The 11,900-nt window shown below is 38.7% G+C and carries 10 protein-coding genes; 1 reads left to right on the top strand and 9 read right to left on the bottom strand.

The features are described 5' to 3' along the window. Positions 1 to 103: 103 nt before the first annotated feature. The 5 genes from AC0KTX_RS04810 to asnB form a co-directional block, all read right to left on the bottom strand. Entirely contained in the window at positions 104 to 877 is a 774-nt protein-coding gene (locus AC0KTX_RS04810) for a response regulator transcription factor (RefSeq protein WP_474251099.1), read from the bottom strand. Next, positions 870 to 2,621, bottom strand: coding sequence for a sensor histidine kinase (locus AC0KTX_RS04815; protein ID WP_474251100.1), 1,752 nt, complete (start codon positions 2,619 to 2,621; stop codon positions 870 to 872). The genes AC0KTX_RS04810 and AC0KTX_RS04815 overlap by 8 nt, the downstream gene beginning before the upstream one ends. Before the next feature lie 997 nt (positions 2,622 to 3,618). Further along, a complete protein-coding gene (locus AC0KTX_RS04820) occupies positions 3,619 to 5,052 on the bottom strand; it encodes an alpha-amylase family glycosyl hydrolase (protein WP_474251101.1) in 1,434 nt (477 codons plus the stop codon). A gap of 171 nt (positions 5,053 to 5,223) precedes the next feature. Then, positions 5,224 to 5,334, bottom strand: coding sequence for a hypothetical protein (locus tag AC0KTX_RS04825; protein WP_474251102.1), 111 nt, complete (start codon positions 5,332 to 5,334; stop codon positions 5,224 to 5,226). Positions 5,335 to 5,946: 612 nt separating this feature from the next. Beyond that, positions 5,947 to 7,791, bottom strand: coding sequence for an asparagine synthase (glutamine-hydrolyzing) (gene asnB, locus AC0KTX_RS04830; protein ID WP_474251103.1), 1,845 nt, complete (start codon positions 7,789 to 7,791; stop codon positions 5,947 to 5,949). Between the two features lie 130 nt (positions 7,792 to 7,921). Here asnB and AC0KTX_RS04835 point away from each other — a divergent pair, with 130 nt between their 5' ends. Further along, positions 7,922 to 8,473, top strand: coding sequence for a DUF2777 family protein (locus AC0KTX_RS04835; protein WP_474251104.1), 552 nt, complete (start codon positions 7,922 to 7,924; stop codon positions 8,471 to 8,473). Between the two features lie 96 nt (positions 8,474 to 8,569). On the opposite strand, the gene AC0KTX_RS04840 is transcribed toward AC0KTX_RS04835, so the two are convergent. The 4 genes from AC0KTX_RS04840 to AC0KTX_RS04855 form a co-directional block, all read right to left on the bottom strand. After that, positions 8,570 to 8,911, bottom strand: a complete 342-nt coding sequence (locus AC0KTX_RS04840) for a YisL family protein (RefSeq protein ID WP_474251105.1) — start codon at positions 8,909 to 8,911, stop codon at positions 8,570 to 8,572. Positions 8,912 to 9,058: 147 nt separating this feature from the next. After that, positions 9,059 to 9,970 (bottom strand): fumarylacetoacetate hydrolase family protein, encoded by a 912-nt coding sequence (locus AC0KTX_RS04845; protein ID WP_474251106.1) that lies wholly within the window; start codon positions 9,968 to 9,970, stop codon positions 9,059 to 9,061. Continuing rightward, positions 9,967 to 10,749 (bottom strand): TatD family hydrolase, encoded by a 783-nt coding sequence (locus tag AC0KTX_RS04850; protein ID WP_474251107.1) that lies wholly within the window; start codon positions 10,747 to 10,749, stop codon positions 9,967 to 9,969. The genes AC0KTX_RS04845 and AC0KTX_RS04850 overlap by 4 nt, the downstream gene beginning before the upstream one ends. After that, positions 10,746 to 11,588 carry an SPL family radical SAM protein gene (locus AC0KTX_RS04855; RefSeq protein WP_474251108.1) on the bottom strand — a complete coding sequence of 281 codons (843 nt, stop codon included), beginning with the start codon at positions 11,586 to 11,588 and terminating at the stop codon, positions 10,746 to 10,748. Before AC0KTX_RS04855 ends, AC0KTX_RS04850 begins: the two co-directional genes overlap by 4 nt. Positions 11,589 to 11,900: the final 312 nt, after the last annotated feature.

Raw genomic sequence — 11,900 nt, forward strand, 5'->3', positions numbered from 1 at the left:
TAGTTCAATCTCTTAATAATTTTATAATAAGTTTATCTGATAAACTAAGTGGGTGAAAGGCAACAATGATTAGAAAAAATTCTCCTTTTTTTAGAAAACCCTTTCATTTTTGCTTTTTACGATAAGCGCTCGGCGTCATTCCCTCTAATCTCTTAAATATCTTTATAAAATACTTAGTCGTTTTGTAGCCTGATTTTTCTGCTATAATTCCAATTGGCAATTTTGTAGAAATGAGCAATTCTTTTGCATGTTGAATTCTTCTTCTGGTCAGGTATTCACTGAATGTAAGCTTTACTTGTTCCTTGAAAAGTACGCTAAAATAGCTTGGATTCAAGTGAACATAGTCTGCAACTTCCTTTAATGTTAACTCTTTATGCAAATGGCTATCTATATAATACATAGCCTCTCGAACAGGTTCCCGGGTATATTGACTTTTTTTATTAGCATCGATCAGTTTATCGTCAACAATTCTTTCAATAATCTCCGCTCTCTCCTGTTTCTCCGCCAGAGTAACAGCTTCTTTGACGGCTTCAATTACCTTTCCTTTGCTTATCGGTTTGAGCAAATAGTTCACCACACCTAATCGAAGGGCTTCTTGTGCATACTCAAATTCTGGATAAGCAGAGATGAAAATAACCACTGGGAAATGATTTTTCTTTTTTATCGCTTTTAATAATTGAATCCCTGAAATTTCAGGCATTCGAATATCTGTCATCAAAATGTCGATCTTTTGTTGTTGAATGACATTGATAGCTTCTTCTCCGTTTTCAGCTGTAAGAATTTGAAGCTTTCCGTTTGCCCAAGCCTCCAAAGTCTTTTTAATCCCGTGGGTTGTTCTCGGTTCATCATCGACAATTAAAATTGTTTTTTCATACATCCACTTTCCCCCTGTCAATTGGTATTTCAAATGAAATATATGTTCCTTTATGCAACTTGCTTTTAATCGTGAGACCTTTTCTCCATTTCTCCTGATAAAAGAGCTGCAGTCTTTTATTGACATTAGAAATGGCCATTCCTTCTCCATTGTCAGAGATTAATCCGCCCTTTTCCATTGAGTCAATAATTGATTTTAACTTATCTTGATCAATCCCCGAACCATCATCTTCCACAATTACTTGCAAATATTTTGGATCTTGTGCCAACTGAATGGAAACGGAAATGGTGCATTCACCAATTTTATTCCCCGCACCATGCAGAACAGCGTTTTCAACCAGTGGTTGAATTAATAGTTTAGGAATCTTGACATTCTCCCACTCTTTTGGGAGCGATACTTGCCAGTTCAAACGGTCGCCAAACCGCATTTTCATAATTTCCAAATAATCTTCAATATGTTTAATTTCATCTTTAATAAACACCCATTCATCATCAGTATGTTTTGTAATCGTGTATCTAAACAAGTCTGACATTGCTAAGACAAGTTCCGATAATTCCTCTTCATTTTTTTCCATTAGCGACCAATAGAGTGCATCCAATGTATTAAATAGAAAATGCGGATTAATTTGCGCTTGCAGAGCCTTTAATTCACTGCGGCTTCGGATCAATTCTTTTTCATATACCATTTTTATCAAATGATTCGTTTCCTTGACTAGTTTATTATACGTGCTATTTAATTCTTTGATTTCTTTCGTGGAAAAGATTTCTGGGTTCATTGTTAGTGAACCTTTGCTGGCTCGTTGCATCGTTTCTGTTAGATTGACGATTGGTTTTGTAATTACAGTTGATAGAAATAATGAACAAACAAAGAAAATCACGAATCCAATTACCCCTGATACAACGATGCCCGTTCGTATAACGGTAATTCCTTTGGTAAGAGCGCTGACAGGACTTAATATAACAACTGTCCAACCAGTGATTGTGGATGATTGCTTCGTTACCAGCCAATCCTTATCAGCAAAATGAACAATAGATTTATTTTTATTTAGAATAGACTGAACATTTCCACCAAAATCTGTGATAATCGGTTGCAATTGTTTATCTAAAAGAATGGAAAATTGATTTGTATGGTTCGGGCTTTCTTTTTCCGGAAATTCAAAATAATCCTGATAAATTCTAATGAGCAAATAGCCGCCGTTCGAATAAGAACGCTGCATCAAATTCATTCTTCTAATGGCCAGAAAATAATTGGAATCCTTTGGGTCTTTGCCTATCCATACAAGCTCCCCTTTCGCTTCGTCGGCTAATTTAATCCATTTGTTATTAATCCGTGTTCTTAAACTTGCATCTTCTAACGGTATGATCCGATTTTCTTTTTTTGTGTAAATTTCAAATGAAAAAATTCCATCTGTATTCGCTTGAATCGTGTTTACTATGCGCATTAATCTTTGCATTTCACCAAATGATACTTGTTTCCCTTCATTTGCCATTGTTAATAGATTTTGGACATCATTATTCGTAATTACGAGTTTTGAATTCATATTAATTTGTTCATATAGTGATTCAAATCTTCCGCTAGATTCTAGCGCAACCTGCTGGATTTGCTGTTTTGCATTATTTTGGATCAATGTAGATACTTGATTAAGCGTCAGGACGCCTACAATCAGCAACACGATGACCATTACAAATAAGTACACTGCCAACAATTGGTTTCTCAATGTGTTCCATTTGCTTAAACGAGAGAGCATAATGAAAATTCCTTTCTATATCAGCCTAAAGTACTCGTAATTATTTAGCACTTAGTCTTTTTTTGGTTTAGGAAGATCACTTAGGAAACGCAATTTTTTGTTAATTTGATAAAAATCAAACAACGTGTAAGATTTGGTTTCTATATACGTTCTGCTTCTCCAATATGATCCGATGGCTCTACAACAACTGCGAATGTTTCATTATTAAAAATCGCCAAATAAAACGCTTTCATATTTGTGTTGATCGAAATGATTATTCTTTTTTTAAGGGAATGAATTTCATAATTGCTTTTCTGATTGAAATATGATAATTTTATGGAAGAATTTCTTATTTTTAAAAAATTTAGAAAACTACTTCATTTTTTAATTATATATATTGGGGGAACGTTTTTGAGAACAAGCAATCTATTAAGTATATTCAATTTTTTTAATAGGATACGGCGTATACAAACTGTTTAAAAACAGGGTTCAATCTATGCCCATCATTGTCTTAATCTGCAGGCTTTTAACATTAATCTTAACCATTTATAATATAAAATCAGCTAAAAAACAATAAATTCCACTTGCCTATGGAATATACAGAAAATTCCTTATAAAGAATCTTCATTAAATAAATGAAAAAAACAAACGCTTGTCTTTTTTTCCCTAAAAGCCATTTGGATTTTGCTACTAACCATTTTTCTTCGTTCTCAAAATCATGAATGATTGCATTAGAATCATATCATCTGGAAAAAATTATGTATTTCTAAAAAGCAAAATTTGCAGGTGAAATCGTGGAAATGCGAGAAGAATCAATCATTTGTTTCATCCCGTAATAGGATGAAGAACAGCACATTGAGGAAAAGGATCGGCATATTTACAGATTAGGAAAAATAATGAGAAAACATAGCCTTTATCGTTTAGGAAGAAAGAAGGATTGGCGCTCTAAAAAAAATGGGGCGTCCGCATAGAGCATCTCCCTTTTTACGCCAATCCGCGCAAGCCCGTAAACTACCTATTACGATGGCTGCTTTCTTTTCCCTCTTTTATTGGCCGCATATAAAAAAATGATAAATAATATAGGAATGCTGATGATCATTGCAATGAAAGGCATGCTTGCCCCCCGTTTTTCATCAAGCTTAAAAATTTCAGCCGTTTCCCGCTCCAAAATAATGGGGTAGCCCTCTTCTTCGCTCGGAATGCTTCCGCCTTTTAAAAAGCCTCGCAGTTCTTGATTTTCAGGCAAATCTTGAAAACCGATCATTGCTTTTTGCGTTTTGGAAGTATTGTTGATAGCCACAACAGCGGTTTGATGGTCATTCGTCAATGTGTAAACAAGCATTCCGTTTTTGTCATATAGCACACGGAATTCGCTTTCCCTTATCGGAGATAACAGCTTGCGAATTTCTGCCAAACTTGTGATATATTCGACTAATTCCGTGCTTGTTCGGAAATCCATCATCAAATCATTTTCTGCACCTTTTCCCCCATTTAAGGCAATTTCTGTCCCGTAATTAACAAAAGGAATAGTCGGCGTCGCATATAAATACAGGAGCGCCAGCCTTAATCTTGTAGGAGGATATTCCTTGTTATCAGCAGCTTTTCGGGTCAAGCGGACAATATCCTCGTCATCGATAAATGAAACAACAGGCACTTTTGCGGAAGTGAAATTGGGCAGTTGTGAAAGGGATGCATCCTTTTTGGAAAATGCCTGCTGGGTTCTAAGTGCAAATGATTCGTTCATCACGGCATCAAAACCGGTTTGTTGATATGTATTTGGATCTGCATCGCCAATATCCGCCACAATAAAGAAATTTTCCTTCATTGTTTTCACTTCTTGACAAAACGTCTTCCAAAAATCAGGCTGGGCTTGCTCAGCATTGATAAGCCGAAAACCGTCAATATCTGCTTCCTTTATCCACCATTTTGCGACATCCAGCAAAAATGTTTGAACATCAGGTTGTGATGTGTCGAACATTGTACTCTCTTTTATAAACCAATTCTTTTTTGCCGGGTCGGAAAGCCAAGGATGATTCGGCCCTGTTTCAAAAACAAAATCGATCATGACCTTTAAATCCCGCTTATGCGCTTCTTTTATCAGCATTTTTAAATCTTGCATTGTTCCAAAATGCTCGTCCACTTTTTTAAAGTCTTTCACCCATCTTCCGTGGTAGCCGTTGGCCTCATTTTGAAAGATCGGCGATAACGAAACGACCGTAAAACCCATTCCTTTTATATAATCAAGCTTTTGCGACACTCCTTGCAAATCTCCGCCCAAAAAATGTTCAAGATTGCCATTTTGATTTTCACCGTCATTGGCTGTCGTTCCATTGTAAAAACGGTCAACCGCTACATGATAAATGGCATCATCCTGCAAGTTTTCAGCATGTACGGCCACTGAAAAAAAAGAAATCAATAAAAAAGCAAAAATAAATCCAAATCCTTTTTTCACTAGGCAAAATCCTCCTTATGACCATGGTTCAATCATTCCTTTTCATTATAAATCCGGCTCTTCATCTCCTCCGCAAAATCGGCAAGCAGTGTTGCGTATGTTTTTATCATATATTGCGCTTGCAATTTCCTCATCATATATATGTGATATTCGGTTGCGATCCTCAAGCATTTAAATCCATTTGTCGCCATTTCCGATGAGACCTTCCTGAAACGCCTCGCGAATAGCGCTTCTTGGACTCGTAGCTTGCAAGACCCCGTTAAATTCTAAATAAACCTTCATTAATTTCTACGAAAAGTAAATTCAAATCTTTGAATCACCCCGTCCCGCACAAGATCATCCCCGCTGGCATCGCGCTCCACACTTTCCAGCAGTTTCTGCAGCGCTCTTTCAAAAATCAATCCATTTATCCATAACTTTATTTATATTCACGAAAGCCTCTCCTTTTTCGTTCGTTAAAAAAATAGCGCTTCCTTCTTGATCTATGTATTTTTCCATAATTTATCATATCACATTTGTAAATTAGATTCGCTTCAGAAAGATCTGCTTGGATTAAAAATAATATACCATCATCTTTACGGAATTTAACTGCAAGATCAATATCGGACGCTTGAGCCAAACAAAATAATTTTCCGGACATTGGAAGAATATTTTTGAAAATGTTAATGATTTTATAAAAATCCGCTTTTTTTCAACCCGTACCTGTCCACTGTTCCCACATGACCACCTCATGTTTTTATATTCTGTTCTACATGGCCTTTCATTTGATTTCCGTTATAATCACATTATAACACGCAGCTTCCAGCATCCCGAACTTGTTTGTTCTGTCTTCATTTACGAAAATTCGAGGCATGGCAACACACATGCATGCCTCGTTTTACGTTTTACAGATGATCAAATCAAATTAATGCGATATTTTTCAAACCACATATCGATCTGCCAAAGATAGGCCAACAGCTGCGGACCTGTCATGAGCTGGCCGAACCATGGCCGCTTAAAGGATGCGCCATATGTTTCTACTAAATCTACCAGAGCCTGTTTGTCGAACAGTTCGTATAAAACCGTGTCTTTCCTTTCGAGGACTTGTTCCAAACCTTCTTTCACAAGTTTCGTATATTGCGGATGATGTGTTTTCGGATAAGGGCTTTTTTTCCTGTAAACCACTTCCTCAGGCAAAATATCTTCTAAACTTTTCCGCAAAAGGCCTTTTTCCCGATTACCATATCGTTTCCATTTCCACGGAATATTCCAAACGTACTCGACAAGCCTGTGGTCTGCAAACGGAACGCGCACTTCAAGCGATGCCCCCATGCTCATCCGGTCTTTTCGATCAAGCAATGTTGCCATGAACCAAATCATGTTTAAATAGAAAAGCTGACGGTGTTTTTTCTCCGTCTCCCCCTCACCATCAAGCGGCGGCATTTCCGAAACCGTTTTTTCGTATTGTTCTAACGCATATTGTTGCAAATTTAATCTGTCCCGCCAAGCATCATTTAACAGCTTGACGCGTTCTTCCAATGAGCGGATCCATGGGAATCCTTCCCTCGCTAATTCGTCAGGGCGGTAAAACCACGGATAACCGCCGAAAATTTCATCCGCACACTCTCCTGATAAACTGACGACAAAATCTTTTTTGATTTGCCGGCAAAACCAGAGCAAAGAAGAATCAACATCGGCCATCCCCGGAAGGTCACGCACTTCGACCGCTTCCTCTAAATAAGCAACAAGGTCATCCTGAGACATGATGCATTCATGATGAACGGTTTGAAAAGCATCCGTCATTATATGAATCCAATAAGCATCGGTATTTGGTTGAAAGTCATTTTTTTGAAAATATTCGGAATTTCCTTCGTAATCAATCGAATAAGTATGAAGCCGCCCCTTTCCTTCCTGTTGAAAAGCCTTGGAAGCGATTGCCGCAATAGCGCTTGAATCCAATCCTCCTGATAAAAACGTGCATAACGGGACATCGCTTACAAGCTGTCTTGTGACGGCGTCCGTTAATAATACACGCACTTTTTCGACCGTTTCTTCAAACGAATCTTCATGCGGTTTGCTTTCAACATTCCAATACCGCCATATTTTTAGGCCTTCTCGGTGAAAACTTAGGGCATGGGCTGGCCTGAGCTCTTTGATGCCTTTAAAAACGCCTGAACCGGGCGATGTCGACGGCCCTAATGCAAAAATTTCTTGCAGACCTTCCTCATCGATCAAAGCATCAATTGCCGGATTGGCTAAAAGTGCTTTTATTTCGGAAGCAAACAGAAAATCACCGTCCTTCTCATAATAAAAGAGCGGTTTGACTCCAAGACGGTCACGGGCTAAAAATAATTTTTCTTCGTTTGAATCCCAAACGGCAAAGGCGTAGATCCCGTTTAAATGATGGACGCATTCCTCTTTCCACTCCATGTATGATGTCAAAAGAACTTCCGTATCCGAATGACCGCGAAACGTATACCCTTTCTTCAATAATTCTTTGCGAATGTCCTCAGTATTGTAAAGTTCTCCGTTATAACAAATCGTGTAAGCCTTATCTTCCTTCATTTTTGTCATCGGCTGTCTTCCGCCTTCCGGATCAATGACAACAAGCCTTTTATGACCGAACAACACGTGGCTTTTTCCCCAAATATTTGTATCATCAGGCCCTCTTTTGCTTAAAGTGTCAATCATGTCTTCCATTATTTCTGTTTTTTGGAATAGTGATTGTTGAAAATTTACCCAGCCGGCAATTCCACACATAAGATCCCCTCCCAACATCTGATGTAGCTATTGTATGCGAAAAATGTGCAATGTTACCCGCCGATCTTTTGAATAAAAAGAAAAAATTTTGTCTAAAACATTCAATAAAAACAAGTTGGGGTGTTGAAAATTGATTTCCGAACAAAAACTTCGTCTTTTAGAAGCTCAGAAAAGATCCTACCGGACGGCTACGGTAAAAAATTTTCAAAAAAAACCGGTTTTAATTGATGACGAAGATGGTGAATTCATTTTTCCAGATGAAGTGATAGACCAAAAATTGGAAATCTTTAAAAATGCATACTGGGTGGATTTTTCTGCACTAGGATATCGATTGGAAGAGGTGCCGCTAAATTTACAGGCAGGAGATAAAATTCGTTTTCCCAAAGCGCTTCCGTATTCTTTTGAATGCTTTATAGAGGAACTAGGGGATGACAGCTTTTTTATATTTGTTCAACAATTAAATGTATTCGGCTTCTCGGTCTATGATATTGTTTTCGGCCACAATCAATTATTATACCGGCAGCAAAATAAACCGATAAAAGGCGCCTCTGTATTTATATTCGATCATACCACCTCGATTTGCACCGTACAGCATCTGTTTGAGCGGGGAAAGATCGATCAAGACCGGTTTGAATTTTTATTAAGTACCGGGGAAAGATGCGTAGCAAGCTCTGTTTCGTAAATCATTGTTTGTGCACAGCCGGTAAATATGAAGCAGGGGAAAAGATTAATAGTTCCAATTGAGTCAAAAACAGCTGCCCTGATGGACAGCTGTTTTTTAAAATCCGATCGGGAGCCGGAACCCTAAAAGAATGACGAGAATCAACACAACCCAAAAACCGATCCAGATGCCTTTGTACGGTTCGTTTTTCTTTCTCTTATTCAAGACCATTTCCATTAGCCCGATCAGCACGATCGCCAGGACGATTTTCGCTATATATTCGCCCGTGTAATGTGCTATGCCGAAAACTTTGAAGCGAAAAATGAGATCGAGCCCCGTTGCCAGCACGATTAAATAAAAGAGGCGAACTGCCATCTGCAGCCCTTTAGAAGGCTTTGCGAAAGCAATGAAAAACAAAATGAGCAAGATGACCCATGATGTAATATGCAAATGCGTCATGAATGTTCCTCCTAAATGTTTTCTCTTCTCCTGATTATGAATTCACATTCATCTTATCAAATGAAGGTTCAAAAACATAGCGATATTACTTCAAAACAGAATGATTTCACGAAATCGACAAAACCTTAACATCTTTTTCCTATTTTATTAATCCGCTTCCCTTACTTTATTCCTTAACGTTCCGATGCCTTCAATGGAAATCTCAACAACATCTCCGGGCTTGAGCAATTTCGGAGGGTTGAACCCTTTTCCTACCCCAGCAGGTGTTCCCGTTGCAATAATATCCCCCGGTTCAAGAGTCGTTCCTTGGGAAATAACGGAAATAATTCGCTCAATCGGAAAAATCATTTGGCTTGTGCTCGCTTTTTGCCGTGTTTCCCCGTTGACTTTCGTTTCAATTGTGATGGCTTCAGGATTGGAAACGGCTGATTTATGTACGATATAAGGCCCCATTGGACAAGAAGTGTCCAAGCTTTTCCCGAGCAAATATTGTTTGTGGCGCGTTTGCAAGTCCCTTGCCGTCACATCATTGATAATCGTGTAACCAAAAACATAGTCGAAAGCCTCTTCCTCGCTTATTTTTTTCCCTTTTTTTCCGATGACAACGGCCAGTTCCCCTTCATAATCAAGCTCATTTGTAACATCCAGATGCGGATCAATATCTTCTTCATGGCCGATAACAGTCGTCGGCGCTTTCGAAAAAATGATTAAGTCGGTCGGAATATCAGCCTCTGAACCCAATTCCACCGCATGATCACGGTAGTTTTTACCGACGCAAAAAATGTTTTTATTCGGTCTTGGAATCGGCGCCTTCAGCTTGATGGACGAAAGAGGGTAAACAAACGTATCTCTTTCTTGTTCCTTCGCAATCCATTCCGACAGCGCTTCCGCATGGCGGACGAACTTTTCTCCCATCTCAATGCATGATTGCAGCGATGATGGCGAGATTTGCGAGTCATAAAGCTTTTGCTCCGCTTTTTGGATGTCGATGACATACTCATTTTCATAAACTAACCCGATAAACTTTCTATCATGAATTTCTGCTGTCACAAACTTCATGTTCTTCCCCCATTATCATAATATAGTTTTTTCGCATTGTCTGCGGTCACTTTCATCACTTCACTCCACGGCCTTCTTTTTAATTTCGCCATTTGACTGCCAATTTCCTTTATGAATATTGGAGTGGTTTTAATATTTTCGAATGGCCCTTTGTAAGGCCAAGGTCCGTCTGTTTCCAAAAGCAGCCGGTTCAAAGGGATTTGTTCAGCAAGTTTCTGATCGCGCAGCCGGTAGCATACTTCCGGCGTAACGGAAACATAATAGCCGTTCTCTATAATTTGGCGGACAGTTGAAAACGGCGCCTTCAACCAGTGAAAATGTGCTTTTTTCACTTGATATTTTCTTAAAAGATGAAGCACTTTTTCCGCCTCCCCATAGACAGCATGTAATGCAACGGGAAGCGACAGATCAGATGACAATTTTAAAAATTCACAAAGAATTTCGATAAACGTTTCTTCTGAATATTTTTCCAATAATCTTTTCCTTTCATAATAAGGCAGACCTACTTCTCCGATTGCACAAATATCTTGGTTTTCTCTGATTATAGAAAAAAGCTCGATCAATTCCGATTCTTGAGGAGGCTCTTGTTCAGGATGGAATCCGGCGCAAGCGAAAATGAAATCCCCGTATTTTTGCTTCAGTTCAAGTGTTATATAAGTTGTTCTTAAATCTGTCGACACAGCGACCACATGATCAATTCCTTCTTCACGCCATTTTTGAATGTTGTCTCCAATCGTTCTTTGATCATATTGATGCAAATGAATGTGGGAATCAATCATCCTTTTATTCCTCCGATAGAAGGGAGGAAACCCTCCCTGCTGATGTATATTTGATCGTTTCGAAAAACGGTTCGAAACTGATTTTTAACATGTTTCAAAGTTTCTGGTTGAAACCAATCCTCTTCCCCTATTAGCGAAAACTTTGAAGACAGCCCCAGCATTTTTGAACGCCTTCCTCCCGCACCATCACCAAGAAACAAGTCATCGAGACAAACACGGTTGGTCGCTTCCTTTAACGTCATCGGGAATTGAGGGGAAAAAGGCAATACAGGCGAAACCGCTGCTTGTGTCGGAATGTTTTTCTCATAAAGCTTTTTTAAAGAAGCGATTCGGCCTTGAACGGGCGGCGCCTTCGGAGAAAAAGCTTTGCGAACGTCCTCCCTGTCTGTTTCAATGGTCATGCTGACAAGCACCCGATCCCCCAATTTTTGAAAAAGGTCTATATCTCTGATGACAAGAGGGCTTCTCGTCTGAATGAATAAAAAGTCCGGAGGGATTTCTGTCATCACTTCCAGCAGCCTTCTTGTTCTCAATTCTGTTGCTTCCAGCGGCTGGTATGGATCCGTTGAAGATGACATGAAAATGGTCACTTTGCCTTTTTTTTTGGCTCGCTTCAATTCGCCTAGGAACTGGTTTGGCTTTTCCTCCTTAATTTCAACCCATTTTCCCCACTCTTTTTTCTTAAACATCGCAACTGGAAGCTTTTGAACATAACAATATTGGCAGCCGTATGAGCAGCCCACATAAGGATTTAAGCTGTATGAATATCCTTGCAAAAAACCGTTTGTTTTCGTTAAAAACGAGTTTGGGTATTTTCGGACAATGTCCATCCGTAACATCCTTTCAATTAGCGAAAAAATGATGTTCATTTAAATTTTATAAAATATCATAAAAAATCGCATAAAAAACGGCTTCTTAAATCGTCAGACCCGCAAAAAAATTCTCCATATTCGCTTTAACTTCGCTACTTCCTAAATTCGCCAACTATCGGAATAGAACCTAATAAAAAACAAAAGGAGGGATAAACTCCTCCTGTAAAATTTTTTAGCTTGCCAGACAAAATCTTTTTTGTTTACTGTAGATGAGCAAATTCACTAACATAAATTTACATCCGAACAAAAAAGGAGACATGAACCCGATTCCTTGATTAG

The sequence above is a fragment of the Aeribacillus sp. JST-2 genome (assembly GCF_056032925.1).